Source organism: Nocardia acididurans (assembly GCF_016741815.1).
Taxonomy (GTDB): Bacteria; Actinomycetota; Actinomycetes; order Mycobacteriales; family Mycobacteriaceae; genus Nocardia; species Nocardia acididurans.
The window spans coordinates 148,036-174,631 of the sequence record NZ_JAERRJ010000009.1; the positions used below are offsets into that span (position 1 = coordinate 148,036).

General features: G+C 68.0%; 25 protein-coding genes. 13 read left to right on the forward strand and 12 right to left on the reverse strand.

Going from position 1 to position 26,596, the window contains the following annotated elements; all coding sequences use genetic code 11:
* Positions 1 to 10: 10 nt before the first annotated feature.
* From hsaB to hsaA, 4 genes are read right to left on the reverse strand one after another with little or no spacing between them, the layout of a single operon-like run.
* The gene (hsaB, locus tag JK358_RS23870) at positions 11 to 598 is read right to left on the reverse strand and encodes a 3-hydroxy-9,10-secoandrosta-1,3,5(10)-triene-9,17-dione monooxygenase reductase subunit (RefSeq protein ID WP_201950723.1); all 588 of its coding nucleotides are present in this window, start codon (positions 596 to 598) and stop codon (positions 11 to 13) included.
* Between the two features lies 1 nt (position 599).
* Positions 600 to 1,499 (reverse strand): iron-dependent extradiol dioxygenase HsaC, encoded by a 900-nt coding sequence (hsaC, locus tag JK358_RS23875; protein ID WP_201950725.1) that lies wholly within the window; start codon positions 1,497 to 1,499, stop codon positions 600 to 602.
* 2 nt (positions 1,500 to 1,501) lie between these two features.
* The gene (gene hsaD, locus JK358_RS23880) at positions 1,502 to 2,380 is read right to left on the reverse strand and encodes a 4,5:9,10-diseco-3-hydroxy-5,9,17-trioxoandrosta-1(10),2-diene-4-oate hydrolase (RefSeq protein WP_201950728.1); all 879 of its coding nucleotides are present in this window, start codon (positions 2,378 to 2,380) and stop codon (positions 1,502 to 1,504) included.
* A 3-nt stretch (positions 2,381 to 2,383) separates the two neighbouring features.
* Positions 2,384 to 3,553: a 3-hydroxy-9,10-secoandrosta-1,3,5(10)-triene-9,17-dione monooxygenase oxygenase subunit gene (gene hsaA, locus JK358_RS23885; protein WP_201950731.1), complete on the reverse strand. Its 1,170-nt coding sequence runs from the start codon at positions 3,551 to 3,553 to the stop codon at positions 2,384 to 2,386.
* 209 nt (positions 3,554 to 3,762) lie between these two features.
* Here hsaA and JK358_RS23890 point away from each other — a divergent pair, with 209 nt between their 5' ends.
* Both JK358_RS23890 and JK358_RS23895 read left to right on the forward strand, forming a co-directional pair.
* A complete protein-coding gene (locus tag JK358_RS23890; protein ID WP_201950733.1) occupies positions 3,763 to 4,977 on the forward strand; it encodes a 3-ketosteroid-9-alpha-monooxygenase, oxygenase component in 1,215 nt (404 codons plus the stop codon).
* Complete coding sequence (locus JK358_RS23895) at positions 4,977 to 5,306, forward strand: hypothetical protein (protein ID WP_201950735.1); 330 nt, start codon at positions 4,977 to 4,979, stop codon at positions 5,304 to 5,306. Before JK358_RS23890 ends, JK358_RS23895 begins: the two co-directional genes overlap by 1 nt.
* 7 nt (positions 5,307 to 5,313) lie before the next feature.
* On the opposite strand, the gene JK358_RS23900 is transcribed toward JK358_RS23895, so the two are convergent.
* Positions 5,314 to 5,724 carry a cupin domain-containing protein gene (locus JK358_RS23900; RefSeq protein ID WP_201950736.1) on the reverse strand — a complete coding sequence of 137 codons (411 nt, stop codon included), beginning with the start codon at positions 5,722 to 5,724 and terminating at the stop codon, positions 5,314 to 5,316.
* A gap of 42 nt (positions 5,725 to 5,766) precedes the next feature.
* Positions 5,767 to 6,834 (reverse strand): saccharopine dehydrogenase NADP-binding domain-containing protein, encoded by a 1,068-nt coding sequence (locus tag JK358_RS23905; RefSeq protein WP_201950738.1) that lies wholly within the window; start codon positions 6,832 to 6,834, stop codon positions 5,767 to 5,769.
* Positions 6,835 to 6,931: 97 nt separating this feature from the next.
* On the opposite strand from JK358_RS23905, the gene JK358_RS40425 reads away from it, so the two are divergent.
* The 6 genes from JK358_RS40425 to JK358_RS23935 all read left to right on the forward strand — a co-directional run bounded on the left by JK358_RS40425 (position 6,932) and on the right by JK358_RS23935 (position 14,213).
* Positions 6,932 to 7,846, forward strand: a complete 915-nt coding sequence (locus JK358_RS40425) for an AraC family transcriptional regulator (protein WP_201950739.1) — start codon at positions 6,932 to 6,934, stop codon at positions 7,844 to 7,846.
* 97 nt (positions 7,847 to 7,943) lie between these two features.
* Positions 7,944 to 8,678 (forward strand): SIR2 family NAD-dependent protein deacylase, encoded by a 735-nt coding sequence (locus JK358_RS23915; RefSeq protein ID WP_201950741.1) that lies wholly within the window; start codon positions 7,944 to 7,946, stop codon positions 8,676 to 8,678.
* Between the two features lie 81 nt (positions 8,679 to 8,759).
* Positions 8,760 to 10,325 (forward strand): ABC transporter substrate-binding protein, encoded by a 1,566-nt coding sequence (locus JK358_RS23920; RefSeq protein ID WP_307817702.1) that lies wholly within the window; start codon positions 8,760 to 8,762, stop codon positions 10,323 to 10,325.
* 206 nt (positions 10,326 to 10,531) lie between these two features.
* Positions 10,532 to 11,515, forward strand: a complete 984-nt coding sequence (locus JK358_RS23925; protein WP_232851777.1) for an ABC transporter permease — start codon at positions 10,532 to 10,534, stop codon at positions 11,513 to 11,515.
* Positions 11,516 to 11,643: 128 nt separating this feature from the next.
* Positions 11,644 to 12,435 (forward strand): ABC transporter permease, encoded by a 792-nt coding sequence (locus tag JK358_RS23930; protein ID WP_307817703.1) that lies wholly within the window; start codon positions 11,644 to 11,646, stop codon positions 12,433 to 12,435.
* The gene (locus tag JK358_RS23935; protein WP_201950743.1) at positions 12,432 to 14,213 is read left to right on the forward strand and encodes an ABC transporter ATP-binding protein; all 1,782 of its coding nucleotides are present in this window, start codon (positions 12,432 to 12,434) and stop codon (positions 14,211 to 14,213) included. Before JK358_RS23930 ends, JK358_RS23935 begins: the two co-directional genes overlap by 4 nt.
* An 18-nt stretch (positions 14,214 to 14,231) precedes the next feature.
* Here the strand turns inward: JK358_RS23935 and JK358_RS23940 are convergent, their stop codons facing one another.
* On the reverse strand, positions 14,232 to 14,984 hold the full coding sequence (locus tag JK358_RS23940; RefSeq protein ID WP_201950744.1) for a DUF427 domain-containing protein: 753 nt from the start codon (positions 14,982 to 14,984) through the stop codon (positions 14,232 to 14,234).
* Positions 14,985 to 15,105: 121 nt separating this feature from the next.
* Here JK358_RS23940 and JK358_RS23945 point away from each other — a divergent pair, with 121 nt between their 5' ends.
* Positions 15,106 to 16,524, forward strand: coding sequence for an amino acid permease (locus tag JK358_RS23945; protein WP_201950746.1), 1,419 nt, complete (start codon positions 15,106 to 15,108; stop codon positions 16,522 to 16,524).
* Positions 16,525 to 16,735: 211 nt separating this feature from the next.
* Here JK358_RS23945 and JK358_RS23950 read toward each other — a convergent pair whose 3' ends face one another.
* The 5 genes from JK358_RS23950 to JK358_RS23970 all read right to left on the reverse strand — a co-directional run bounded on the left by JK358_RS23950 (position 16,736) and on the right by JK358_RS23970 (position 22,589).
* Positions 16,736 to 17,779, reverse strand: a complete 1,044-nt coding sequence (locus tag JK358_RS23950; protein ID WP_201950755.1) for an acyl-CoA dehydrogenase family protein — start codon at positions 17,777 to 17,779, stop codon at positions 16,736 to 16,738.
* A gap of 172 nt (positions 17,780 to 17,951) precedes the next feature.
* On the reverse strand, positions 17,952 to 19,004 hold the full coding sequence (locus JK358_RS23955) for an acyl-CoA dehydrogenase family protein (RefSeq protein ID WP_201950759.1): 1,053 nt from the start codon (positions 19,002 to 19,004) through the stop codon (positions 17,952 to 17,954).
* A gap of 19 nt (positions 19,005 to 19,023) precedes the next feature.
* Complete coding sequence (locus JK358_RS23960; protein ID WP_201950761.1) at positions 19,024 to 20,154, reverse strand: acyl-CoA dehydrogenase family protein; 1,131 nt, start codon at positions 20,152 to 20,154, stop codon at positions 19,024 to 19,026.
* A complete protein-coding gene (locus tag JK358_RS23965; RefSeq protein ID WP_201950762.1) occupies positions 20,155 to 21,045 on the reverse strand; it encodes an enoyl-CoA hydratase in 891 nt (296 codons plus the stop codon).
* Positions 21,042 to 22,589, reverse strand: coding sequence for a FadD3 family acyl-CoA ligase (locus tag JK358_RS23970; protein ID WP_201950764.1), 1,548 nt, complete (start codon positions 22,587 to 22,589; stop codon positions 21,042 to 21,044). The genes JK358_RS23965 and JK358_RS23970 overlap by 4 nt, the downstream gene beginning before the upstream one ends.
* A 70-nt stretch (positions 22,590 to 22,659) precedes the next feature.
* Here JK358_RS23970 and JK358_RS23975 point away from each other — a divergent pair, with 70 nt between their 5' ends.
* The 4 genes from JK358_RS23975 to JK358_RS23990 all read left to right on the forward strand — a co-directional run bounded on the left by JK358_RS23975 (position 22,660) and on the right by JK358_RS23990 (position 26,571).
* Positions 22,660 to 23,880 (forward strand): acyl-CoA dehydrogenase family protein, encoded by a 1,221-nt coding sequence (locus tag JK358_RS23975; protein ID WP_201951448.1) that lies wholly within the window; start codon positions 22,660 to 22,662, stop codon positions 23,878 to 23,880.
* On the forward strand, positions 23,877 to 24,671 hold the full coding sequence (locus tag JK358_RS23980; RefSeq protein WP_201950767.1) for an SDR family oxidoreductase: 795 nt from the start codon (positions 23,877 to 23,879) through the stop codon (positions 24,669 to 24,671). Before JK358_RS23975 ends, JK358_RS23980 begins: the two co-directional genes overlap by 4 nt.
* Positions 24,672 to 24,889: 218 nt before the next feature.
* Positions 24,890 to 25,630 carry a hypothetical protein gene (locus JK358_RS23985; protein ID WP_201950769.1) on the forward strand — a complete coding sequence of 247 codons (741 nt, stop codon included), beginning with the start codon at positions 24,890 to 24,892 and terminating at the stop codon, positions 25,628 to 25,630.
* Positions 25,631 to 25,962: 332 nt separating this feature from the next.
* The gene (locus JK358_RS23990; protein WP_201950770.1) at positions 25,963 to 26,571 is read left to right on the forward strand and encodes a TetR/AcrR family transcriptional regulator; all 609 of its coding nucleotides are present in this window, start codon (positions 25,963 to 25,965) and stop codon (positions 26,569 to 26,571) included.
* The last annotated feature ends 25 nt before the right edge of the window (positions 26,572 to 26,596 follow it).

Below are 26,596 nucleotides of genomic sequence, written 5' to 3' on the forward strand. Positions count from 1 at the left end.
CCATCTGCGGCTAGAGCCAGGTGTCCAAAGTGGTTGTGGTGAGGAAGTGTTCGAGGTCTGCGCGCCAGGGGGCGGGGGTGGACTTCTCGGGTTCTATGGCGGTGTATTGGCCTCGGTAGAAGAGCAGGGGCCTGTCGGAGTCGGTGGACTCCGACAGGGCCTGGACTCGGCCGATCACTATGTAGTGGTCGCCGCCGTCGACGACGTTGGCCACTGTGCACTGGAGTGTGGCCAGGGCGCCGTCGAGGATTGGGAGGTTGAGATCCGAGGTGTGCCAGTCGATTCCGCCGAACTTGTCGGGTTCTCGGGAGCCGAAGCGGGCGCACACCGGCTGCTGTTCTTCTGCGAGGACGTTGACGCAGAAGCTGCCGTTCTTTTCTATAGCCGCCCAGGAACGGGATTCCTTGGTGGGGCAGAAGAGGATGAGCGGCGGGTCGAGGGAGAGGGCGGCGAACGATTGGCAGGCGAAGCCGATCGGCGCGCCATCTTCGTCGAAGGTGGTGATGACGGTGATGCCGGTGCAGAAGCTGCCCAGCACATTGCGGAATGCGCGGGGGTCGATCGCCGGGTCGGTCGTGGTCAAATCGTTCGCCCCCATGTCATTTGAAGCCGACGGTGAAGTCGTGGCCCCACAGGGAGACCGCGGTGGATTCGCGGGCGATCCAGGAGTGGTCTTCGACTTCCAGTCCCTCGCAACCGAATTCGATGTCGAAGCCGCCGGGGGTCTTCATGTAGAAGGACAGCATCTTGTCGTTGATGTGGCGGCCGAGGGTGGCCGACATCTTGACCTTCTTGCGGTTGGCGCGGTCCAGGCAGAGGCCGACGTCGTCGGAGTTCTCCACCTCGACCATGAGGTGCACGATGCCGGTCGGGTTGGGCAGCGGCAGGAAGGCGAGCGCGTGGTGGCGCGGGTTGCAGCCGTAGAAGCGCAGCCAGGCCGGGTCGCCGTCCGCCGGGCGGCCGACGATCTGCGGAGGCAGCCGCATGGAGTCGCGCAGCCGGAAACCGAGCACGCCCTGGTAGAACTCCTGGGCGGCGGCATCGTCGTTGCAGGTGAGGACGACGTGGCCCAAGCCCTGCTCCTCGGTCACGAACTTGTGGCCGTACGGGCTGACGAAGCGGCGGGCCAGGTACTGCATGCCGTAGAAGGCTTCGAGCGTGTTGCCGGAGGGATCCTCGAAGCTGATCATGCCTTCGACGCGGCGCTCGGTGAGCTCCTCCTTGGTGCCCTCCTTGAACGGCACCCCGTGCGTGTTCAGCGTCTCCCGAAGCTCTTGCAGCGCAGGCGCGTCCGCGACCTCCCAGCCCGAGACCTGCAGCCGGTCCTTCTCACCGGGCACGATCACCAGGCGCGCCGAGAACTCGTCCATGCGCAGGTACAGGTGGTCCTTGTTCGGACCGTCCCCCTCCATCATGCCGAGCACCTTGAGCCCGTACTCGCGCCAGGCCGCCATATCGGTGGCCTCGATGCGCATGTATCCGAGCGAACGAATACCCATGCTCACTTCTCCTTGACGCCGAGCAGGAAGTCCGTTGCCAGGCGGTTGAATTCGTGGAACTTCTCCAGCTGCGCCCAGTGCCCGCAGCCGCCGAACACATGCAGCTGGACTCGCGGCACCATCTTCAGTGCTACGAGCGCGCCGTCGATCGGGTTCACCCGGTCTTCACGGCCCCAGATCATGAGTACAGGCTGCCGCAGTTTGTAGGCGTCGCGCCAGATCATGCCCTTGGCGAAATCGGCTCCGGCGAAGGACTTTCCCATGGCGCGGGTGGCGGCGAGCGCTTCGGGGGTGGACGCCGAAGCGAACCGCTCTTCGATCAGTTCCGGTGTGATCAGCGATTGATCGAACACCATGATCCGCAGGAACGCCTCCAGGTTCTCCTTCGTGGGCTCGAAGTTGAACCGCGACAGCGCTTTCACGCCCTCGGTGGGATCCGGCGCGAACAGGTTGGTGCTCAACCCACCCGGACCCATGAGCACCAGCTTGCCCGCGCGATCCGGGAAGTCCAGCGCGAACCGGGTGGCGGTGCCGCCGCCGAGCGAATTGCCCAGCAGGTGAACGCGTTCGGTGATGCCCAGGGTGTCCAGCAGATCCTTCAGCGCGGTCGAACTGTGCACGAAGTACTGCGGGTGATCGACCGGCTTGTCGGACAGCCCGAAGCCCGGCTGATCCACGGCGATAACGTGAAAGTCCTTCGCCAGCACCGGAATGTTCTTGGCGAAGTTCGACCACGACGAGGCCCCCGGCCCGCCGCCGTGCAGCAGCACGATGGTGGGCCCGTTGCCGACGCCGGCCTCGTGGTAGTGCAGCTTCAGATCCTCGCGGACCTGCGCGTACTTGGAGGTGGACTCGAAGGTGAGCTCTGCGACGGAGGTCATCGGCTACACCATCGTGTCGGTGATCGGCAGCCCGAAGGCGTGCGTGCCGTACATGACATAGGCGCGTTCGGCGTCGTTGGCCGCGTGCACCCGGCCCGCGTGTGCGTCACGCCAGAAGCGCTGCAGCGGAGTGCCGTTGGCGAGCGCGGTCGCACCCGAGGCCTCGAACAGCCGGTCGATGGAGGCGACGGCGCGGCCCGTGGCGCGCACCTGATCGCGGCGCGCGCTGGCGCGCAGGTCGAACGGAACGTCCTTGCCCGCCACCAGCAGTGCGTATTCATCGGCCACATTGCCCGACAACTGACGCCACGCGGCGTCGATATCGGAGGCGGCCTCGGCGATGCGCACCTTGCCGAACGGATCGTCCTTGGCCTTCTCGCCCGCGTAGGCGGCGCGCAGGCGCTTGCCCTGGTGCTCGACGTGGGCTTCGTACGCGCCGTACGCCATACCCACGATCGGGGTGGAGATGGTGGTGGGATGGATTGTGCCCCAAGGCATCTTGTACACCGGGTCGGTGTTCTGCTCCAGGCCGGGCGCGCTCAGCTCGCTCATGGCGCGGAAGCTCAGGAACCGGTGCCGGGGCACGAACACGTCCTTCACCTTGATGGTGTTGGATCCGGTGCCGCGCAGCCCGACCACATGCCACACGTCGTCGATGTTGTACTCGGTCCGCGGGATCAGGAAGGAACCGAAGTCGACCGGCTTGCCGTCCTTGATGACCGGTCCGCCCACGACCACCCAGTCGCAGTGATCGGAGCCGGAGGACCAGGCCCACGCACCGTTGACGATGTAGCCGCTCTTGTCCTCGGTGAGCACGCCCGCGCCCATGGGCGCGTAGGAGGAGGAGATCCGCACATCGGTGTCCTCGCCCCACACCTCTTCCTGCGCACGCTGATCGAACAGCGCGAGGTGCCAGTTGTGCACGCCGACGATGCCGGCCACCCAGCCGGTGGAACCGCAGGCGGAGGCGATCTTGCGGACGGTGTCGTAGAAGACGACGGGGTCGCCGGCGTGGCCGCCCCACTGGCGCGGCTGCAGCAGTTTGAAGAATCCGGTCTCCTGCAGGTCCTTGACGGACTCCTCGGGGAGTTTGCGCAGGTCTTCTGCCTCCTGCGCGCGTTCGCGCAGTGTGGGCAGCAGCGCCTCGACCCGCTCAACTACTTCTTGCGTCATCTCGCCAGTTGCTCCTGCCTGGTGCGTGCGTCTTCCGACGTCTGGTAAGCGGTTCTACTTGCCCCTGAGAGTAGAACACGTTCCTATTCCAGTCCAGAATCCGGTTCATTTCCTGCGCGGACGGCCCCCATCCTGGTAGTTGGTGCAATCGCTGGCATCTTGTCGCGTCATTTTGTAACGTGTTCTAGTACTTCCAAGGAGGATGAACGATGTCGACAACCCCGCCAGGGCCCCGCGGAAAGGTCCGTGAGATCGACGTGGGCAGCATGCCCACCCGGTATGCCCGGGGCTGGCATTGCCTGGGTCTGGCCAAAACCTTCCGCGACGGAAAGCCGCACTCGGTCAACGCGTTCGGCACCAAGCTGGTCATATTCGCCGACAGCAAGGGCGATTTGAAGATCCTCGACGGGTATTGCCGGCATCTCGGCGGCGACCTGTCCATGGGTGAGATCAAGGGTGACACCGTCGCCTGCCCGTTCCACGACTGGCGCTGGGGCGGCGACGGCAAATGCAAGGCGATCCCGTACGCGCGCCGCGTGCCCCCGCTGGCCCGCACCCGCGCGTGGACCACCCTCGAGCGCAACGGCCAGCTGTTCGTCTGGCACGACCACGAGGGCAACCCGCCGCCGGACGACATCACCATCCCGTATATCGACGGCGCGTTCACCAACGCCGACGGCAGCGGCCTGGAGTCGATCAGCGACGGCTGGACCGACTGGACCTGGAACTCGATGCTCATCGAAGGCGCGAACTGCCGCGAGATCATCGACAACGTCGTGGACATGGCGCACTTCTTCTACATCCACTACGCGTTCCCGACGTTCTTCAAGAACGTCTTCGAGGGTCATATCGCCACCCAGTACCTGAACAGCAAGAGCCGCCCCGACATCGGCATGGCCGCCAAGTCCGGCGTGGACACGCTGCTCGAGTCGGAGGCGTCGTACTTCGGCCCGTCCTACATGATCAACCCGCTGCTCAACAGCTACAACGGGTACGAGGTCAAGACGACCCTGATCAACTGCCACTACCCGGTGACGCAGGACTCGTTCATGCTCATGTGGGGCGTCACGCTGGAGAAGCCGAAGGGTCTGCCGGAATCGCAGGCCGAGAGCTTCGCCAAGAAGATGACCGAGGGCGTCTCCGAGGGCTTCCTGCAGGACGTCGAGATCTGGAAGCACAAGTCCAAGATCGAGAACCCGCTGCTCACCGAGGAGGACGGCCCGGTCTACCAGTTGCGCCGCTGGTACGACCAGTTCTACGTGGACGTCGCCGACGTGGACCCGAAGTCCACGCAGCGCTTCGAATTCGAGGTCGACACCGCCAAGGCCAATGTGGCCTGGGAAGCTGAGGTCGCCGAGAACCTGCGCAAGAAGCGCGAGGCGGACGAGGCCAAGGCGGCGGAAGCACAGGAGGCGGGAGTCTGATGACCAGCTGGGCGAAAGCACCGGATTTCGCGGACCGTCCCGAACGGCGCGAGGAAGTGCGCGCCCAGACAGTCCTCGACAAAGAGCACTACATGGAGTCGGGCTTCACGCCCATCGGCTGCCGCACCTGCGGCACCGAGGTGCTCGTGCGCAAGCACAGCAGCCATCAGCGGACCATGCAGTGGACGGTCAACCCGGCCGACCACTGCCCGGTGTTCCGCGAAATGGCCGCCGCCGGACCGGTTTTCGGCAAGCCCGACACCTGCCCCAACCTGGAGAAGACCATCGATCACGCCCTCGCCGAGGGACTGCTCGAGATCGACGACTGAACGCGGCTCAATCCATTCGGAAATCCGCGAAGTCGAAGCCCGGCGCGACCACACAGCTCACCAGCACGTGCTGATCGCCCGCCGGGCGGGCGGCCTGTGACACCCCACCCGGGACCACCGCCTGGGGCCGATGCCCCTGCGCGACATCGGGTCCGAGGATGATCTCCTCACCCCCGATGTTCAGCAGCAGGGGCCCGCCCTGATGCCAGAACCAGATCTCGTCCGAGGCCACCGTATGTGGCGCGGACTTCTCACCCGGAAGCAGCAAGAAGTAGATGGCGGTCGCGCTCGCGCGCTTGCCGTCGTAGCCGTCCGGCTCGAATTCCACTGTGCTGCGCCAGGTTTCCCGATACCAGCCGCCCTCCGGGTGGGGCTGCAGATCCAATTCCACGGCGAGTTCCGGGCGATCATCGCTCATGGCCCCAACGTACCCGCCGAATCTTCGCCGCGCGGGACGTATTCAGGCGCGCGCCGGTGCCTCGCCGATGCCGAAGGTGATGCCGTGCGGGGCCAGGGCATTCAGGAAATCCTCCGGATCGAAGGCTTCGGCCGGAGCCAGCGCGCCGGGTTTCGCCACGCCCGTGCCCAGTCGCGCCGCCACCTCGACCGCCATGATGGCCGAATCGCGGTAGGAGTCGACGCCGCTGAGCAGGCCCCGCACCACCGCGCCGTCCGCACCATAGGTGTCGACGATCAGGTAGTAGCGCAGATCGGAATCCGGTGTGTCGGGCATGGCTTCGATTGCCTCGGCGGTGAATCCGCTCAGATGTCCCAGGATCGTGGCATCCAACGCGCCCGCGACGTAGGAGACATCCGAATGCCGGGGAATGGTGAGCACCGAGGACTGCGGGAACTTGCCGACCGCGGTGGGCGCGGCCGCACCGGGGAACACCATCTCGGTGTACCTGGTGGCCGGACCCGTGCGGAATTCGCCATTCTCGTAGTGGAATCCGCCGTCGCGGAACGAATCCAGGTTGGCGAGAACCGTTTTCGCGCTCCCCTTGGAACCGTGGCCGCCGCTCAGGCTCAGGTGACTGATCACCAGTTCGGCGGGGCCCTGCACCCGACGGGTGGTGAGGTAGGCGAGCAGGTCGCCGGACAGGTTGTTGTCGGTGATGCCGGAGACCACCGTGACACCGGCCGCCTCGGCGCGGGTGTTGTAGTCGTTCAGGACCTTTCGCAGGAAATTCTGCTCGCCGGAGGTGTCGGTGTAGTGCGCGCCCGCCGCGATGGCTGCGGCCAGCACCGCCTCGCCGAAGTCGATGAACGCGGCCAGGCCGCTGATCACCACATCCGCGCCGGTGAAGGCGGCGACCAGGGCGGCGTGATCGTTCAGGTCGGCGACGCGGATCTCGGCGTCGGGCAACCCGGCCGCCTCGGCGGCGGCGCGCAGGCGATCGGCATTGCGGCCCACCAGGATCGGGGTGAAGGCGCGGCGGCGGAGCTCACCGAGGATGTAGCCGCCGGTGTGGCCGGTGGCTCCGTAGACGGCGACGGTGGGGGACTGGGTGCTGATCTGCTTCGTCATGCCTAGAACATTAGGGTCGAGAAGTGAGCGTATGAATGGCTGTAATGCTCACCTGTATGCCTGAAACGCTCATACTTCGAGCTGTACGGTGTACCTCGTGGACATTCTCAGCGAGACCATCGCGGCCATCCGCACCGGCAGGCCCGCCTACGGGCTGTTCGTCCGGCATGCGCCCTGGGGGCGTCGCTATCCCGTCGTGCGCGGGGCCGGATTCCACGTGGTGCTGCAGGGTTCGTGCTGGGTGCTCACCCCGGGAGCGGAACCGTTCGCGCTCGGTGCGGGGGACGTGCTCTTCATGCCGCGCGGTGCGGACCACGATCTGGTCGACCAGCCGGGCACTCCGATCACGGAGGTGGCCGTGCCCGGTGAACCGCGCGAGATCGTCGGTCCGGGGGTGCGGACCGCGCTGGTGTGCGGGGCCTACGAGCTGGGCAGGCAGCGCAGTCATCCGCTGCTCGACGAGCTACCCGAATTCGTCCATCTCCCAGCGCGTCCCGGCCGTCATCCGGCCCTGCGATCGGCCGTCGATCTGCTCGCGGGGGAGATCGCGGAACCGAGTCTCGGGACGGACGCGGTCATTCCCGCGCTGCTGGACACGTTACTGCTCTACATCCTGCGCGCCTGGTTCGCCGAACACGCCGACACCGCCACCGGATGGGCGGGCGCGTTCACCGATCCCGCGGTCGCGGCGGCGCTGCGCGTCATCCACGACGATCCCGCCCACGCCTGGACGGTCCCCGAACTCGGTGCGGTGGCGGGTGTTTCGCGGGCCACGCTGGCCCGGCGGTTCACCGCCACCGTCGGCGAACCGCCGCTGTCGTATCTCACCCGCTGGCGGCTGCTCACCGCCGCGCGGCTGCTGCGCGAATCCGACACACCGCTCGCCGGGGTGGCCCGCAAGGTCGGCTATCAATCCGAGTTCGCCTTCGCCAAAGCTTTCAAACGCGAATACGGTTCGGCCCCAGGGCAATACCGGCGCACCGCCGATAGCCCGGACACGGTGGCCGTCTGATCGCATCGGCGACCGGGTGGCGAAGGCTGGGAAGACTGTACTTTCGGGGGTGCGTGGCCGGTGGCCGAGCGGCCGTGGCGGGCCTACGCTCGGGGGAATGGACTGGCGCGAGCACAGTGGACCGATCGGAGTTCTCACCGGGGCGGGCATCTCCACCGACTCCGGCATACCGGACTTCCGTGGGCCCCGAGGGGTGTGGACGAAAGATCCGATCGCGGAACTGCTCTCGACCTACCAGAACTATGTCGCCGATCCGGAGCTACGAGTGCGCGCCTGGCTGGCGCGCCGCGACAATCCCGCCTGGCAGGCCCGGCCGAATCCGGCGCACGAGGCGCTGGTGCGGCTCGCCGAATCGGGCCGTGAGGTCGGCATCATCACCCAGAACATCGACCGGCTGCATCAGCGCGCGGGTTCGAAGACCGTGGTGGAGATCCACGGCAATATGTTCGAAGTCGTCTGCGTCGACTGCGAATTCGAGACCACCATGCGCGCCACCCTGGACAGGGTGGCGGCCGGTGAACCCGATCCGGCGTGCCCGGCCTGCGGCGGCATCCTCAAGGCGGCCACCATCATGTTCGGTCAGCAGCTGGACCCGGGATCCATTCGCGCCGCGGTGGAGATCGCCGAATCCAGTGCGATCTTCGTGGCGGTCGGCACCTCGCTGCAGGTCGAGCCGGCGGCATCCATGTGCGCGGTCGCGGTGGACGCCGGGGCGCGCCTGGTCATCGTGAATGCCGAGCCGACGCCGTACGACGAATACGCCAGTGAGATCGTGCGGGATCCCATCGGTGACGCGCTGCCGCGCCTGGTGGACGAGATTCTGGCGGTTTGAGGTTCGGCGTCCCGCCGATCGGGCACACTTGCGTCATCCCCTGCAACAGGGTAGGCAAACCTAAGCCGTTGGGTGCCGGGTGTGAAGCGAGGGGACGATATGAACCTGTCGAGACGTCAGCTGTTCCAGGCCGGCGGCGGGCTGACCCTCGCCGCACTGCTCGCGGCCTGCGGCGGCAACGACAACGGCGCTGTCACGGTCGTTTCCGGGCCACCCCGACCCGGCGGAACCCTGCGCGTGGGCGCGCTCGGGCGACCCGGGGCCATCGTCCGCGACCCGCACGGCTCACAGGCCAACGAGAGCGACTACCTGATCCTCAGCCTGCAGTTCGACACCCTCACTGTGCCCGGCGCCGAGACCATCACCGCACCGCGACTGGCCACCGCCTGGCAGGGCTCCGAGGACCTGCGCACCTGGCGGTTCACCCTCGCCTCCGGCGCGACCTTCCACGACGGCAGGCCGGTCACCGCCGCCGACGTGGTGTACTCGCTGCGCCGCCTGCGCAATACGCCCGCGGGCGCGTCCCGCCTGCCCGGCATCCGCCCGGAGAACATCACCGCCGACGGCGCCGGCACCGTCGTGCTCGTCTCCGACTACCCGAATGCCGAACTGCCGCAACTGACCCGGCTCACCACCTTCGTGATCCCCGACGGCACCACCGACGCGGGGATCGAATCCGCCTCCGGCACCGGCCCGTTCAAGCTCGACTGGTTTCGTGGCGGCAATGCCCGGCTGGTGCGCAACGAGAACTGGCACGGCGGCCAGGTGTATCTCGACGCCATCGAGGTCTCCATCTTCGAAAGCCCGCAGGCCATGGCCACCGCCCTGCTCGCCGGCCAGATCGACCTCGCCTCCAACGTGGGCGCGGTCGCCGCACGGACGGCCAAGAGCCGCAAGGACATCCAGACCATCCAGCGCAAGAACGACATGGCCATGCCGATCGTCATGCGCACCGCCGCGGGCAGCCCCTTCGCCGACGCCCGCGTCCGCGAGGCGCTGCGCCTGAGTGTCGACCGCCCGGCCATGGTGGCGCAGGTCCTCTCCGGCTACGGCACCATCGGCAACGACATCCTCGGCACCGGCGACCCGTCCTACGACCGCGCCATAACCCAGCGCACCCGCGACATCGCCAAGGCCAAAACCCTGCTCGCCGAAGCTGGTTTCGACACCGGCAAGACCTATCGCCTCTACACCACAGAGGACATCGCGGGCCTCGCCGAATCGGCCACCCTGTTCGCGACCCAGGTCCGCGAATCCGGCATCAGTATCGACGTCGTCAAACAGGAATCCGGCACCTTCTGGGACAACACCTGGCAGAAAGCCGACCTCTACACCACCTATTGGGGCACCAACGACTCCGTCCTGTTCTTCGCCAGTAAGACCATGCTCTCCGACAGCGGCCAGAACGAATCCGCTTGGAACGACCCGGAATTCGACGCCGCCTACCGCGCCGCCGTAGCCACCGCCGACCCCGCCGCGCGCACCGATCTCCTGCATCAGCTCCAGCGCATCCAACACACCCGCTCCGGCTACCTCCTGTGGGGCATGGCCGACGGCATAGACCTCGCCACCACTCCCGTCCAAGGCCTCCCCACCCTCCCCGGCTACGGCAGAGTCCAACTGGAACGCACATGGCTGGCGACCTGAGGCCCGGCGATACCGCACCCGGACCCATTGAACCCGAACCGATTTCACCGGAATCGGGACTTGCGGCACCCGCGGGAACGGCGGCGGGCAAGGAGACTTCATCCGCATCCGCGTCGGCGAGCTCGACAACTCCGGCGGCCGTGCCGCGACGGGCGAACCCTTCTGCTGTGGCTCTGCCACCAGCGGAAGCCGGTGCGGGGCGCGGTATGTCGACCGAAACTTCGCCCGGATCGGCGCGGCGGCCGATGGAGTGGACGAGCGCTGTGCGGTTCGGATCCACCCTCGTGAAGCGTGCCCTGCTGCTGACGGCGCTGCTCGCGCTGATCTTCGTGGCCGTGGATCTACTGCCAGGGGACGCGGCGGGGGCTGCCGCCGAGCGCGGCGAGAGCGCGGCGGACACCGCGCGTCGCCGCGCCGTGCTGGGCTTGGATCGTCCTGTGCTGGAACGGTTCTGGGACTGGATCAGCGGACTACCGACCGGTGACCTCGGCACCTCCGCGCGCGGTGTTCCCGTTACCGAGCTGATCTCCGGTCCCTTCCCGAACACCCTGCTGCTGGGCGGAATCGCACTCCTGCTGACCGCCGCCCTCGCCTTGACGCTCGGCTGCTGGGCGGCGCTGCGGCCGGGTGGTGCGGTTGATCGCGTCATCTCCGGTCTGGCTACCGCGACGCTGGCCCTTCCGGAATTCGTTGTGGCCGTGGCACTCGCCGCGATTCTGTCGCTGTGGGCCGGTTGGCTCCCGGCCGTCACCCTCACCGACGCCACGGGCAGCCCCACTGACTGGAGCATGCTGGTGCTGCCGGTGCTGGCGCTCACCGTTCCCCAAACCGGGTGGAACATCCGCATCGTGCGCGCCGCCCTGGCCGACGAGGCGCGCGAACCGCATGTCGAAGCCGCGGTGCTGGACGGCCTTGCGCCACAACGCATTCTGTTTCGCCATGTGCTTCCGGGCGCTCTCCCGGCCGTGGTCACCGGTCTCGCCACCTCCACCGGCATGCTGCTCGGCGGGGCGGTCGTGGTCGAAACGGTGTTCAACTACCCCGGTGTCGGCTCGGTCCTCGCCTCCGCCGTGGCCGATCGCGACGCCCCGCTGATCGCCGGTGTGGCCGCACTCACCGGTGCGGTGATCACCCTGCTCCTGCTGGCCGCCGACCTCGTCCGTGACGCACTGTCAGGAGTCCGCCGATGACCCCGGTTCCCGACCGGAGCGAGGCGTCGACTCCATCGCCCGCAAGGTCCACGACTGGTGCCGGAACGGCTCAGCGGAGCGGAATCGGCTCGGCGGCAGGTGGATCCGGGCGTCGTCGCGTCGCCGCCGTGGTGCGGCTGCTGCCCGCACTGCTGCTCGTCGGAGCGGCGCTGCTCGGTCCGTGGTTCGCTCCACATGCCGTCGATGTTCCGGTGACGGGGCCCTATGCGGAACCGAGTGCGGTGGCTCCGCTGGGCGGGGATCTGCTCGGGCGGGATGTGTTGAGCCGGGTGCTCGCGGGCGGGTGGGATCTGGTGGTTTCCGCACTGGTCGCGGCGGTTCTGGTCACCGGGCTCGCGGCGGTGCTCGGGGCGGCCGGGGCGTTGCGGCCCGGTTTCGGGCGTGTGCTGGATCGTGCCGCCGATCTGCTGATTCTGCTGCCCGCGGTGCTCGGTCTGCTGGTCGTCGCCATGGCGTGGCGGGATGGTGGCCGTCCCGCCATCGTCGTCGCCGCGGTGGTGCTGGGTGTGCCGTACGCGGTCCGTCTGGTGGCCGGGGCCGCCGCACCGGTGGCTGCCTCCGGATATGTGGAGGCCGCCGCGGCGGGCGGTGAACGCCTGGGCCACCTGATCTTCCGCGAGGTACTGCCGAACCTGCGCGCCACCCTGCTGGCCCTGTTCGGTCTGCGCTTCGTCGCCGCCGTCTACATCGTCGCCACGGCGGGCTTCCTCCAGATCGGCCCGCAACCGCCCGCCGCCGACTGGGCCCTCATGATTCGCGAGAACGGCCCCGGCATCATGCTCAACCCCTGGCCGGTCATCGCCCCGAGCATCCTCATCGGCTTGCTCGCCATGAGCGTCAACCTCGCCGCGTCGGCCCTCGCACCCCAGCTCGGCCGCAAGGCGGTGAGTCTTCGATGAGTGTCGGCCGGGCGCAGTCGGCGGCGATCCAGGTGGAGGGGCTCACCATCGCGGCCGAGGACGGTCGTCTTCTGCTGCGGGACACGACTTTTCGTGCCTTGGAGGGGAGGGTGCTCGCGCTCACGGGTGCATCGGGAGCGGGCAAGACGACCCTGCTGCGGGCGGTGACGGGTTGGTTGCCGCCGGGGACGGTACGGACCGGCGGGCGGGTGCGGGTGCTGGGGGAGGACGTGTTCGAGCTGGACGAACGCGGGGTGCGTGAACTACGGCGCAGGAGGATCGCCTACGTCGGACAGGATCCCGGTGCGGCGCTCAATCCGCGCATGCGGGTGCGGTCCCTCGTTCGCGAGCTCACGAACGAAAAGACCGATCCGGCAGTACTTCTCGCCGACGTTCGGCTTCCATCCGACGCAAGCCTTCTCGCGGCCCGGCCACGCGGGCTCTCCGGCGGCCAGCAGCGGCGCGTGGCCATCGCCCGCGCCCTGGCCCGCCGCCCCGAGGTGCTGCTGCTCGACGAACCGACGGCCGGGCTGCATCCCGGCCTCCGGGACGAGATCGGCGACCTGCTGCTCGAACTCGCCCGCGCCCGTGGACTCGCCGTCGTATTGGCCTGTCACGACCTCGAACTCGTTGAGCGCATCGCGGATGACGTAGTGCACCTGACACCTTCGCGGGTGCCGGTCGGCACCGCCGGGCCGCAGGAGCGCCGCCCCCGGACCGGTGAAGCGTGCGTCGCACCCAACGGCACCGCCGGGCCACAGGAGCACCGCTCCCGGACCGGTGAAGCGTGCGTCGCACCCATCGGTACTGCCAGGCCGCAGGAGCGCCGTCTTCGGACCGGCGAAGCAGGGGTCGCACCCATCGGCCGCCTCATCACCCCGGCCGAACCTTCCGACGCGCCCACGATCGAAGTGGCCCCCTCCTCTGAAGGCGCTCAGAGCACCCCCGCCAGCGGTGGCGCGGACTCCGGTGACAGCACGCACCCCACGGAGAGCGCGGGGGCCGGATTCGATACGCGACAGCCTGTTCTCGCGGTACGCGGACTGTATGCGCGGTTCGCGGACAGCGGCGTCGAGGTGCTGCGGGATATCGCGCTCGCGGTGGGGACCGCCGAAGCCGTGGGGATCGTCGGGCCTTCCGGATCGGGGAAGACGACTCTGGCGCGGGTCATCGTGGGGTTGCAGCCGGCGGAGCGTGGAGTGGTGGTGCTCGACGGGGCGGAGCTGCGGGGCGAGTCGCGACGACGGAGCCGGGAGGAGCGGCGACGGGTGCAGCTGGTGCCGCAGAATCCGTTGGGCGCGTTGAATCCGAGCCGGACCGTCGGGGCGACGCTCGCCCGGCCGTTGCGGCTGCACCGCCGGTGTGCACGGGGCGAGACCGCCGCACGGGTGACGGAGCTGCTGGCGGCCGTGCATCTGGAACCCGGCTTCGCGCAGCGGTTTCCGCACGAGTTGTCGGGTGGGCAGCGGCAGCGGGTGGCCATCGCGCGGGCGCTGGCGGCAGAGCCCGATGTGCTGATCTGTGACGAGGTGACCTCGGCCCTGGACGGGCCGACCGCCGACGCGATCATGGATCTGCTCGCGGAGCTGCGGGAGCTGCACCGGCTGGCGCTGGTGGTGATCGCACACGATCTGCCGCTCATCGCCGACCGCACCGATACCGTGGCGGTGCTCGATTCCGGTCGAGTGGTCGAATTCGGCGGCACCGCCGAGGTTTTCGCGGATCCGGCACACGAGGTGACGCGGGCGCTACTGTCCCGTGCGCCGGTCACCGCCTGACCGGGAAGCGACTACCGCCTAGCTGAACGGTGACTTCGGCCGCTCCTGGAGTTCGCCGTCGATATAGATGTCGACCTTCTCGTTGTAGAAGCAGGCCATACCCGCAATCTTCTGGCTCTCCGGCAGCGGCGTCCGGTATGTCCAGACAATGTCCGGATACTCGTTCTCGCCGACCCGCACGCTCCAGTACGCGGCCTTTCCCTTGTAGGGGCACTGGGATTCGGTGGTCGAGGGTCGCAGCAGGTCCATGCGCACATCGGTCAGCGGCAGGTAATACCGTGCGGGCAGGCCGGTTTCGAACAGGATGCTGGGGCGGCGCGAGTCCGCGACGGTGACGCCGTCGACCTCCACGCGAATGTGGCGGGAACTGGCCAGGATGTCGACCCGGCTGTACGGGTCGCGCGGGTGCACGTAGATGGGTTCGTCCTCCTCGAACCACTGGTCCATGGCATCGAATTCGATGCGCACCAGATCCCGGAGTTCGCTGACGGGCGAGTCGAGGAAGCGCACCGCGGCCCCGAACGCGGTCGAATTGTCGACCAGCACATCGAATTCCGTGCCGTCGCCGCGCGAACTGGAGCGGTGCGTCTTTCCGGACGGTTCGAGTTTGGCGGTGAGATCCGCGGCGGGGAGGTAATACGTGGGGAAGTAGGGATGCTCCCAGACCAGGACCGGCCGGGTGGTGTCGGCGACCAGATGGCCGCCCAGGTAGGTGCGAACCCGCTTGGCGCAGGATTCGACGCGGACGGTAGCGGGCTTCGTCTCGCTCATACCCTCCGACGGTACGCCGGGGTCTCGCGACCCAGATCACACCTCGGTTTTTGGGCGCATGACCAGGACCGTTATGGTGTTGGCGCAACATTGTGGCAAACAGTGAGGAAGTGGCTGTCAGATGCCGGACGAGAACGTCCAGACACAGGACGGGGACGTCGCCGCGCACCAGGGTCTCCGGACCGGACTGCGCCGCCGTCATATGACGATGATCGCCATCGGCGGTGCGATCGGCGCGGGACTCTTCGTCGGCAGCGGCTCGGTCATCCAGACCGCCGGACCCGCCGCGATCCTCTCCTACGCCGCCGCCGGACTCCTCGTGCTGTGCGTGCTGCGTGCCCTCGGCGAGATGGTCGTCGCCCGCCCGGTCGCGGGCTCGCTGGCCGAATACGCGCGCATGTCCATGGGCCCGTTCGCCGGATTCCTGGTCGGCTGGCTCTACTGGTACCTGTACGTGGTGCTCGTCGGCGCGGAAGCCGTTGCGGGAGCGGCGATCCTGGGCCAGTGGATCGACCTCGACCAGTGGGTCCTGTCCGCCGGCCTGCTCATCGTCATGACCGCCGTGAACCTGATCTCGGTCAAATCCTTCGGTGAGTTCGAATTCTGGTTCGCCTCCATCAAGGTCGTGGCCATCGTGCTGTTCCTGGTGGTCGGCATCGCCTGGGTGACCGGCCTGTGGCCCGACTCCGAACCCGGCTTCCACAACCTGACCGCCTTCGGCGGCTTCGCCCCCAATGGCGTGAGCGGCATCTTCTCGGCCATCGTGGTGGTCATGTTCGCCTTCGGCGGCACCGAGATCGTCAGCATGGCCGCCGCCGAATCCAAGGAGCCCGGCCGCGAGGTGGCCCGCGCCACCAACAACGTGCTGTGGCGCGTCGGCATCTTCTACGTGGCCTCGATCTTCCTGGTCGTCACCATCCTGCCGTGGAATGACGCCAAGGTCCTGACCAGCCCGTTCGTCAGCACCCTGGACCGCATCGGCATCCCGGCGGCGGGCACGATCATGCAGGTGGTCATCCTGACCGCGGTGCTGTCGGTGCTGAACTCGGCCATCTACGTCTCCTCCCGCATGCTCTACGTGCTCACCCGCGACGGCGACGCGCCCGCCTCCCTGGTGAAGCTGAACAAGCGCGGCGTCCCGGCGCGCGCGGTCCTGCTCGGCACGGTCGCCGCCTGGGGCGCGGTCATCGCCTCCTACATCTCCCCGGACAAGGTCTTCACCTTCCTGGTGAACTCCATCGGCGTGATCCTGGCCTTCGTCTACGTGGCCATCATGTTCTCCCAGCTGCGCCTGCGCTCCCGCCTGCGCCGCGAGGACCCGTCCGCCCTGACCTACCGCATGTGGGGCTACCCGTACCTGTCCTGGCTGGTCGTCGTAGCCATCGGCGTCGTCTTCGTCGCCATGGCCCGCAACCCCGACCAGCGCAACCAACTGATCGCCTCCACGGTGAGCCTGCTCTTCGTAGCGGCCCTGTACCCCCTGCGCGCCAAGTTCGGCCGCAAGCCCCCGGTACGTGAGGTCGAGATCCTGCACCACTGACCCGAATACCACTGCGCCACACCACAGCTCGCACCGAACCAGGCGATTCCGGACCCCATGCTGATCTGGACTTGCTCGACCGGTGGTTGAGTCGATCGATCATGGTCGGCACCGCGGCTGAGTTGCTGGAGGGCGGCGAAATGCCACTCAACGCCGAGCGGTCCGCGCACGGTGAGTGCGCGGACCGCTCGGTTGCAGGGGAAACGGAGTTCTAGGCCGGTCGTGCCAGCGGGTGTGCGGGGGTGCCGAACAGTTGTGCGTCGCCGTGGGCGCGCTTGAAGAACAGATGCGCGTCGTGCTCCCAGGTGATGGCGATACCGCCGTGCATCTGCACAGTCTCCGACACCACCGAGTTCAGTGTGGCGATGGCGTGCAGTCGCGCGGCGGCGATGTCGACCGCCTCGGCGGACCCGTCGGCCAGACCCGAAACAGCCAGGTACACCAGCGAACGCGCCGACTCCACCAGTACGTACATATCCGCCATGCGATGCTTCAACGCCTGGAAGCTGCCGATGGGCCGCCCGAACTGCACGCGGGACTTGCTGTACTCCACGGTCATGTCCAAGCACCGCTCGGCCGCGCCGAGCTGCTCGGCAGCCACTGCGGCCCAGGCGATTTCCCGCAACCGGGCGATATCGACCGGACCGAGCGCGCGAGCCTCGACCGACGCGAAGTCGATCGTGGTCAGGCGACGAGTCGGATCCATGGGCGGCACGGCGGTCCGGGTAACGCCCTCGGCATTTCCGTCGACCTCGAACAGGCCGTCGGCGGTCACCACGAGCAGAGTGTCGGCATAGGTGCCGTCGAGCACGTAATGCGCCGTCCCGGAAAGCTTTCCGCCGTCCGCACGGACCCCGAACGAATCCCAGCCGCTCGCCCCGGCCCAGCACACCGCGAGCGTGCGCGCACCCTCTGCGACCTCGGGCAGCAGCCGCGCACTCGCCTCGGCGTTCCCGGCCAGCAGCACCGCCTGCACACCCAGCACGGCGGACCCGAGCATCGGCGGCGAGGCAAGCGTGCGCCCCAATTCCTCGACCACGAGCAGGGATTCGACCAGTCCGACGCCCACGCCCCCGAATTCCTCCGGAATGGCGAGCGCCGCAACCCCGACCTGCTCGCACAGCAGCGTCCACAACTGCTCGTCGTACCCGCGCTCACCCTCGAGCCCGCGCCGCATGGCCGCACTGTCCCCGTGCTTGGCCAGCACGGCGCGGACGGTGCTGGCGAGTTCCTGCTGTTCGGCGGTGATGGTCATGCGTCGGCTCCGATGAGGTCGAAGTGCAGCGTGCTCGCGGGGCGAGACGGATGCGAGGTTTCGGAATGGTTGTGGTGGCGGGCCGAAGCCGGCCGCCCGCACGCAGCGCCACCGCTCGGACCGGTGAATTCGGTGAGCCGGGCGGTGATACTCCGGAAGCGGGCGGGCCGGATCATGCGGCCGTGCCCGATTCCGCGCGCAGGGCGGCGGCGATCCGTGAGCGGTGCAGATCCGGTGTGCCCCAGGCGGACCGCAGTGCGGTGACCTTGGTCAGCCACAGGGACAGGTCGCATTCGGCGGTGTAGCCGATCGCGCCGTGCACCTGGAGGGCGATGCGGGCGGCCTGGTAGGCGGCTTCGCCGGCGGCCAGTTTGGCGGCGGAGACGTCGCGGGCCCGGGTGGTGGCGTCCGTGCCGTCCTGGAGCGTCAACGCGGCACGGTAGAGCAGCGGCTGCGCCATCTCCAGGCCGATGAGCACATTGGCCAGGTGGTGCTTGATGGACTGGTAGCGGCCGATGGGGGTGCCGAACTGCTGGCGCTGCTTCACGTACTCGACGCTGGTGTCCAGCAGGGCGCGGCCCGCGCCCAGCAGCTGCGCCGCGGCAGCGAGAGCGGCTGTGTCGAAAGCGGTTTCGACGGCCTCGCGCACGCCCGCGCCCTCGGCCAGGATGTCGCCCTGGTGCACCGCGAACAGGCGGCGGGCGGCGTCGATCGAGGTCACCTGCTCGTCGACCACCGCCACCGAGAGCCGGTCGCCCTCGGCCAGCAGCACCAGGTCGGCGATATCGGCGTCCAACGCGAGGACCGTCCCCGATGCCGCCGAACCGGCCGAGACCGCCGAGGCGGTGGCCAGGCCCAGGGTGCCGAGCTTCGCGCCCTCGGCGAGCTCCGGGAGTCGCGCGGCGGCGAGTGCCGAATCCGGAAGTGCCTGCAGCAGAGCCGGAATCGCGGCGGCGGTCTCCACCAGCGGTCCGGGCACGGCGGCCCGGCCGATCTCGGTGAAGGCCACGATCAGCTCGACCGGACCCGCGCCGAAGCCGCCGTTGTCCTCGGTGATGGTCAGGCCCAGCGCGCCCGCCTCGGCGAGCTGGCCGATGAGCGCCTTGCCCGCGGCGGAATCGCCCGCGCCCCAGGCGCGTACGACGCCGGGCGTCTTGGCGGACTCGCCGATCTTGCGCAGGCTGGCGGCGAAATCGTTCTGTTCTGCGGTCAATGCGAATCGCATGTCGTCGTCCTCCGGGTGGCTATCGCGGCAGGCCGAGCAGGCGTTCGGCGATGATGTTGCGCTGAATCTCGTTGGTGCCCGCGTAGATCGGGCCCGCGAGCGAGAACAGGTAGCCGTCGGTCCAGGCCGACTCCTGTTCGGCGGCCGCGCCGTGCAGATCGAGCGCGGTCTCGTGCATGGCGATATCGAGCTCGGACCAGAACACCTTGTTCATCGAGGATTCCGCGCCCAGCTGACCGCCGTCGGCCAGGCGGGTGACAGTGGCCCAGGTGTTGAGGCGGTAGGCCTCCGCGCCGACCCAGGCGTCCACCACGCGGTCACGCACGGCGGTGTCGGTCTCGGAACCGACTGTGCGCCACAGGTCGATGAGCTTGGCGGCGGTGGCGTTGAACCGGCCGGGGCTGCGCAGCGACAGGCCGCGCTCATTGCTGGAGGTGGCCATGGCGACCTTCCAGCCGTTGTTGGCCTCACCGATCACATCGGCGTCCGGCACGAACACATTGTCGAGGAAGATCTCCGCGAACCCGGGCTCGCCGTCCAGCTGCGGGATCGGCCGCACGGTGACGCCCTCGGCGGTCAGCGGGAACATCAGGTAGGTGAGCCCGCGGTGCCGCTCGGCCTCCGGATCGCTGCGGAACAGGCCGAAGCCCCAATCCGCGTAGGAGGCACGGGAACTCCACGTCTTCTGCCCGTTGAGAATCCACCCGCCATCGGTGCGCTTGGCGGTGGAGCGGATACCCGCGAGGTCGCTACCGGCCTCGGGCTCCGACCAGGCCTGCGCCCAGATGTCCTCGGCGCGCGCCATTCTGGGCAGGATCCGGGCCAGCTGCTCCGGCGAACCGTGCTCGAAGAGCGTCGGCGCGAGCAGGAAGATGCCGTTCTGCGAGACGCGTCCGGGCGCACCGGCGGCGTAGTACTCCTCCTCGAAGACCACCCATTCGGTCAGCGAGGCGTCCCGCCCGCCGTACTCGGCGGGCCAGGCCACACAGGACAGCCGGGCGTCGGCCAGCTTGGCCTCCCACGCCCGGTGCGCCTCGAACCCCTCGGCCGAGTCCATGGACGGCAGGGGAGTGGCGGGCACGTTGGCGGCCAGGAACTCCCGGACTTCCTTCCGGAATTCCTCGGTCTTGCTGTCGAATTCGAGATCCACCTACTCGGCCCCGTTCTGCTGTGTCGTGGTCGCCGTGGCCTTCATGGACTTGGCGTTCATGCCGCCGAGCGAGTCCGCTCCGACCTCGGCGTTGTGGGCGTGCGCGAAGTGATGCAGCCCGAAGACGGAATCCATGCCGGCGCGCATGCCCATCAGGTCCTCGCACTGGTTGACGGCCTTCTTGGCGAGCGCCAGCCCGAATTGCGGCATGGCCGAGATCTTCTCGGCCAGCGCGAACGTTTCGGTCTCCAGGTTCTCCCGCGCCACAACGCGATTCACCATGCCCCACTCGTACGCCTCGGCGGCGGTGAAGCGGTCACCGGTGAACAGGATCTCCTTGGCCCGGCGCGGACCCAGCACCCACGGGTGCGCGAAGTACTCGACACCCGGGATGCCCATCCGCACAACGGGATCGGAGAAGAACGCGTCCTCGGAGGCCACGATCATGTCGCACGACCAGGCCAGCATGAGCGCGCCCGCGATGCACGCGCCCTGCACCATGGCGATGGTCGGCTTGGGGATCTCCCGCCAGCGGCGGCACATGCCCAGGTACACCTCGGATTCGCGCGCGAACCGCTGGTCGCCGCCGGGCCGGTCCACATGGTCCCACCACAGCGCGGCCTTGTTCTCGTACGAGATGTGATGATCGCGGCCAGGAGTGCCGATATCGTGCCCGGCGCTGAAATGCTTTCCCGCGCCGCCCAATACGATCACCTTGACCTCGGCGTCCTCGACGGCCCGCGTGAATGCGGCGTCGAGCGCGTAGGTCATGACCGAGTTCTGCGCATTGCGGTAGTCCGGCCGGTTCAGCGTGACGACCGCTACGGGTCCGCGCTTCTCGTACAGGACGACCTCGCCCTCGTCCGGGACCGCTCCCAGTTCCTGGCTCATGCCGTCTCCTCACGTAGTTGCCGCTTCAGTACCTTGCCCGCCGCGCTGTAGGGCAGCGCGTCGCGGAACTCGACGAACCGCGGGACCTTGTAGTTGGCGAGCAGCTTCTTGGCATGCGCCACAACATCTTCGGTGGTCAGTTCGGCCCCCGGCTTGCGCACCACGTACGCCTTGCCGACCTCGCCCATGCGCTCGTCCGGCACCCCGATGACCGCGCTCTCGGCGACTCCGGTCAGCCGGGCCAGCGCCTGTTCGATCTCGGCGGGATACACGTTGAAGCCGCCGGAGATGTACATGTCCTTGAGCCGGTCGGTGATCTTGATGTAGCCGCGTTCGTCGATCACCGCCACGTCACCGGTGTGCAGCCACCCGTCCGGATCGATGGTGGCGGCGGTGGCCTGCGGATCGTCCAGGTAGCCGAGCATGATCTGCGAACTGCGCAGCAGCAGTTCGCCATTGTCGGCCAGCTTGGTCTCGAACCCGTCGATGGCCCGGCCGCAGGTGTTCGCGATGGTCTCCGCGGAATCCTCGGGACGGCACATGGTGCCGAAGCCACCGGATTCGGTCTGCCCGTACGCGGTCAGCACCACCTCGAAATCCAGTTCACCGCGCATTCTTTCGATGAGCACCACGGGCACGGTGGCCGCGCCGGTGACGGCGACGCGCAGCGAGGACAGGTCGGCCTGCGCCCGCGCGGGATGTTCGAGAATGGTCTGGAAGATCGTGGGCGGCCCGGTGAGCACGGTGATCTGCTCATCGGCCACCAGCCGCATGGTCTCCGGCACGTCGAAGGTGATCTGCGGGACGATGGTCGCGCGGGTCACCAGGCACGCGAGAATGCCCGCCTTGTAGCCGAAGCTGTGGAAGAACGGCGGCACCACCAGGTACCGGTCCGTGCTGTTCAGCGTGGCGCAGTCGACCCAGGCCCGCGCGCTGGTCAGCGCATTGGTGTGCGGGATGAGCACGCCCTTGCTGCGCCCGGTGGTGCCGGAGGTGAAGAGGATGTCCGAGACATCTTCGGGCCGAACGGATTCCGCGCGTGCGATGGCGTCCTCGAGGCTGACGGCCTCGGCCAGCTTCGGCAGTTCGTCCCAGCCGATGGCGTTCTCGACCGCCGCGTCCCGGTCACCGGGAATGACGATGATCGTCTCGATGGCGAGTTCCGGTGCGTCGGCCCGCAATTCGGCCAGTCGATCGCGCCCCAGGAAATCGCCCACGATGAACAGCGCCTTGGCTTCGACCCGCGCCAGCACGTCGGCGGCTTCGTCGGCCACGTACCGGGTGTTCAGCGGCACGATGACCGCGCCCACGTAGTGGGTGGCCAGTGCCGCGGTGACCCAGTGATGGGTGTTGGGAGCCCAGATGCCGATCCGGTCGCCGCGCTGGAGGCCGCGTGCGAGCAGCACACGGGCAGTCTCACGGACCGAGTCGAGCAGTTGTGCCCAGCTCAGCCGCACGGCACCGTCGAACACGGCGGGTGCGTCACCGTGGGTGTCCACGGCGGCGTGCAGCGCGAGCGGTGTGGTCTGCGGTGGGGATGTCACGGGGTCTCCGAGCGTCCGAGAACGGGTCTAACAAAGCAAGTGCTTGGTAGGTTACTCTACGGAGGTGAGCATGATCCAGACCCCCGAACCGGCCAGCGGGATCAGCGCTGCCGAGGACGCGAAGTTCCGCTCCGACGTGCGGGAATGGCTGGCCGAAACCCTGAACGGCGAGTTCCGTGAACTGCGCGGTCTGGGCGGACCGGGCCGCGAGCACGAAGCCTTCGACGAGCGCCTCGAATGGGACCGCCACCTCGCCGCCGCCGGCTGGACCTGCCTGGGCTGGCCCAAGGAGTGGGGCGGCCGCGACGCCACACTGCGGCAGCAGGTCATCTTCCACGAGGAGTACGCCAAGGCCGACGCGCCCAGCCGGGTCTCGCACCTGGGTGAGGAACTGCTCGGCCCGACCGTGCTGGCCTTCGGCACCGAGGAACAGAAGAAGCGATTCCTGCCGGGCATCAAGAACGTCACCGAACTGTGGTGCCAAGGCTATTCGGAGCCCGGCGCGGGCTCGGACCTCGCCGCCGTCACCACCTCCGCCTACCTGGACGGCGACGAGTGGTCGATCTCCGGGCAGAAGATCTGGACCTCGCTGGCACACCTGTCCGACTGGTGCTTCGTGGTCGCGCGCACCGAGAAGGGGTCGACCCGGCATCACGGCCTGTCCTATCTGCTCGTGCCCATGAAGCAGCCGGGCGTCGAGGTGCGGCCGATCATCCAGCTCACCGGGACCGCCGAATTCAACGAGGTCTTCTTCGACAACGCCCGCACCGCGGCCGATCTCGTGGTCGGGCAGCCCGGCGACGGCTGGAAGGTCGCCATGGGCACGCTGACCTTCGAGCGCGGCATCTCCACGGTCGGCCAGCAGATCCGCTACGCGCGTGAGCTTTCCGATCTGGAGGCCGTGGCCCGCAAGCTCGGCGCACTCGAAAACCCGGTCATCGCGGATCGTTTCGACAAGATGCTGGTCGGGCTGCGGGTGCTGCGCGCCCACGTGCTGCGCACTCTGGAGTCCGGTCACGACGGGGCCACCGTCGACGCCCGCACCGCCGCCGGTTCGGCCTCGGTCACCAAGCTGCTGTGGGCCAACTGGCATCGCGAGCTGGGCGAACTGGCCATGGATGTGCTCGGCGCACCCGGCCTGATCGCCGACGCCCCGGGCGACGATCTCAATGCCTGGCAGCGACTTTTCCTGTTCAGCCGTGCCGACACCATCTACGGCGGCTCGAACGAAGTGCAGCGCAACATCATCTCCGAGCGCGTGCTCGGACTTCCCCGAGAGGCTCGTCCGTGAGTGACCTTTCCATCGCCCCCGAGATCACTCCGGGGCACAATCTGCTGGCCGGCAAGGTCGCCGTGGTGACCGCCGCCGCGGGCACCGGCATCGGTTCGGCAACCGCGCGCCGCCTGCTCTCCGAGGGCGCGGATGTACTCGTCTCCGATTGGCACGAGCGTCGCCTGAAGGAGACCGAGGAGGCGCTGAAGGCCGAATTCCCGGATCGTCGAATCGCTTCCGTGCCCTGCGATGTGAGCAGCACCGAGCAGGTGGATCAGCTCATCGCGCAGGCCGTGCAGGCCATGAGCCGCATCGACATCATGGTCAACAATGCGGGCCTGGGTGGTGAGACGCCGGTCGTGGATATGACCGACGAGCAGTGGGACAAGGTTCTCGACATCACGTTGAACGGCACATTCCGCGCGACCCGGGCCGTGCTCAAGTACTTCCGCGAGGCCGGGCACGGCGGCGTGATCGTCAACAACGCGAGCGTGCTCGGCTGGCGTGCCCAGCACGGGCAGGCGCACTACGCGGCCGCCAAGGCGGGCGTGATGGCACTGACGCGCTGCTCCGCTGTCGAGGCGGCCGAGTACGGTGTGCGCATCAATGCCGTGGCTCCGTCCATCGCGCGGCACGCCTTCCTGGACAAGGTCACCTCGGGTGAGCTACTCGATCGGCTCGCCGCGGGTGAGGCTTTCGGCCGCGCCGCCGAACCGTGGGAGGTGGCCGCGACCATCGCCATGCTGGCGAGCGACTACACCACGTACCTGACCGGTGAAGTGGTTTCCATTTCGAGTCAGCGCGCCTGATTTATGGCGTTCGCCCGATTTCGAAATCGGGCGTGCGTAATTCGAGCGCCCGGGTAGTGCGGAGTGTCCGCATCATCCGGGCGTTTCGTCGTTCCGGCGGTGGTCACAGGGGGTGCGTGCATGCCCATATTTCTTGCGGCGAAAAATGCCGGGGACACGTTACCCCTGGTTGTGCAATCCTGGTTTAGGCCGGTTCCGCAAAGCGAAGGGCGCGACCCATGGGTCCGGAACGCCGACAAGAACAAGCCCCCGAAGAACTGGAACTCGAGCTCGTGCGCGAGGTCGTCCTGGCACGCCGCAGGCTCGATAATGTCGTCATGGCCGCACTCACCCTGGGTGCGGAATTACTCGATCACGATTCCGAACGCGCCACCGCCATGCGTGCGGCACAGATTCTGGAACAGCACGCCGTGGACGAGGGCGATGTGGTTCGCGACCCGCGAGCCGCACTGCGCAGCGACATGATTCGAGACCGCGAACGCGCCCGGCGACTCGGACTCTCCCGAGAGAACGGGCACGGAGTCACCGCGGCCGAAAGACACCGCCGAAAACAGACCGCCCTACTCTGTGAAGTGCGCGCCGACCTTCTGGAAGTAGTGCGGCGCTGTCGCGGAATGCGCTACGACCGCGCCGCCTTCGCCGACGGCATCGCACAGGGATTATGCGCCGCCACAGACAAATTGGTCATCGGCGCCGATATGGAGACCTACCGCGCCTGGCAGCGCGGCATGGTCCTCAAGATCAGCGAAGAACCCGACGGCGCCGGCCCGCCCCGCGCCATGGCCACAGTCGACGCCGGCCCCGGCCGCGGCCCCCTGACCGTCGAATGGGACAGCCCCGAAAGACGCTTGGCCCTCGTAGCCCGCATGGCCCGCGCAGGCATATCGCCCGTCGTCATCTGCGACCGCCTACTAGCCGACCTCTCCGTCTCCTCACCCCTCCGCTACAGCGTGCGCTGACGCGGCCGTGGGCCAGGAGCGGGCCTGAGGCCCTGGGGGTGTTGGTGGTTGGGGTTCGGGGGCGAAGCCCCTGAGAGGCCCAGGGAGGGCTGGTGGTTGGGGTTCGGGAAGCGAAGCCCCATGAGAGGCCCAGGGAGGGGCTGGTGGTTGAGGGTTCGGGGGCGAAGCCTCTGAGAGGCCCAGGGGGCTGGTGGTTGGGGTGCGGGGGCGAAGCCCCTGCGAGGTCCGGGGAGGTGTTGGTGGTTGGGGGGTTCGGGGGCGAAGCCCCTGAGAGGCCCCGGAGAGTTGGGGCTACCCTCGACCAAGCAAACGCTTGGTTGTATATTGGCCTGGTGACCCAACCAGACTCTTCGAAGTCCGCACGCCGTAGCGAGCTGCTCGGGCTGGCCGCCACCCTGTTCGCCGAACGCGGACTGCGCGCGACCACCGTCCGGGATATTGCCGACGCGGCGGGGATTCTATCGGGGAGTCTCTACCACCACTTCGATTCGAAAGAAGCGATGGTGGACGAGATCCTGCGTGGGTTCCTCGACGACCTGTTCGCCCGGTATCGGGAGATCGTCGGCTCGGGCCTGAGCGCCCGCGACACCCTCGAAGCCCTCGTGATCGCCTCCTACGAATCCTTCGACCGCTCGCACGCCGCCGTCGCCATCTACCAGGCCGAGGCCAAACGCCTCAGCGCCACACCGCGTTTCAACTACATCGCCGAGTACAACAAGGAGTTCCGCGAGCTCTGGCACCAGGTGCTCACCAACGGTGTCGCCGACGGCAGCTTCCGCTCCGAACTCGATATCGAACTGGCCTACCGGTTCCTGCGCGACACCGTGTGGGTGTCGGTGCGCTGGTACCAGCCCGGTGGCCGCATCACGGTCGACAGCCTCGCCAAGCAGTACCTCACCATCGTGCTCGACGGGCTCACCACCCCGAATTCGCGCGCATAGCAGTAGGAGTTCCCGATATGTCTGC

Bases quoted from the DNA above. Each gene is read 5' to 3' on its own strand.
- JK358_RS23935 (WP_201950743.1), top strand. From the start codon at position 12,432: ATGAGTGTCGGCCGGGCGCAGTCGGCGGCGATCCAGGTGGAGGGGCTC.
- JK358_RS23985 (WP_201950769.1), top strand. From the start codon at position 24,890: ATGGGTCCGGAACGCCGACAAGAACAAGCCCCCGAAGAACTGGAACTC.
- JK358_RS23940 (WP_201950744.1), bottom strand. From the start codon at position 14,984: ATGAGCGAGACGAAGCCCGCTACCGTCCGCGTCGAATCCTGCGCCAAG.
- JK358_RS23950 (WP_201950755.1), bottom strand. From the start codon at position 17,779: ATGACCATCACCGCCGAACAGCAGGAACTCGCCAGCACCGTCCGCGCC.
- JK358_RS23965 (WP_201950762.1), bottom strand. From the start codon at position 21,045: ATGAGCCAGGAACTGGGAGCGGTCCCGGACGAGGGCGAGGTCGTCCTG.
- hsaC (WP_201950725.1), bottom strand. From the start codon at position 1,499: ATGGGTATTCGTTCGCTCGGATACATGCGCATCGAGGCCACCGATATG.
- hsaD (WP_201950728.1), bottom strand. From the start codon at position 2,380: ATGACCTCCGTCGCAGAGCTCACCTTCGAGTCCACCTCCAAGTACGCG.
- JK358_RS23945 (WP_201950746.1), top strand. From the start codon at position 15,106: ATGCCGGACGAGAACGTCCAGACACAGGACGGGGACGTCGCCGCGCAC.
- JK358_RS23900 (WP_201950736.1), bottom strand. From the start codon at position 5,724: ATGAGCGATGATCGCCCGGAACTCGCCGTGGAATTGGATCTGCAGCCC.
- JK358_RS23905 (WP_201950738.1), bottom strand. From the start codon at position 6,834: ATGACGAAGCAGATCAGCACCCAGTCCCCCACCGTCGCCGTCTACGGA.
- JK358_RS23915 (WP_201950741.1), top strand. From the start codon at position 7,944: ATGGACTGGCGCGAGCACAGTGGACCGATCGGAGTTCTCACCGGGGCG.
- JK358_RS23975 (WP_201951448.1), top strand. From the start codon at position 22,660: ATGATCCAGACCCCCGAACCGGCCAGCGGGATCAGCGCTGCCGAGGAC.
- JK358_RS23925 (WP_232851777.1), top strand. From the start codon at position 10,532: ATGTCGACCGAAACTTCGCCCGGATCGGCGCGGCGGCCGATGGAGTGG.
- JK358_RS23890 (WP_201950733.1), top strand. From the start codon at position 3,763: ATGTCGACAACCCCGCCAGGGCCCCGCGGAAAGGTCCGTGAGATCGAC.
- JK358_RS23895 (WP_201950735.1), top strand. From the start codon at position 4,977: ATGACCAGCTGGGCGAAAGCACCGGATTTCGCGGACCGTCCCGAACGG.
- JK358_RS23955 (WP_201950759.1), bottom strand. From the start codon at position 19,004: ATGCGATTCGCATTGACCGCAGAACAGAACGATTTCGCCGCCAGCCTG.
- hsaB (WP_201950723.1), bottom strand. From the start codon at position 598: ATGGGGGCGAACGATTTGACCACGACCGACCCGGCGATCGACCCCCGC.
- hsaA (WP_201950731.1), bottom strand. From the start codon at position 3,553: ATGACGCAAGAAGTAGTTGAGCGGGTCGAGGCGCTGCTGCCCACACTG.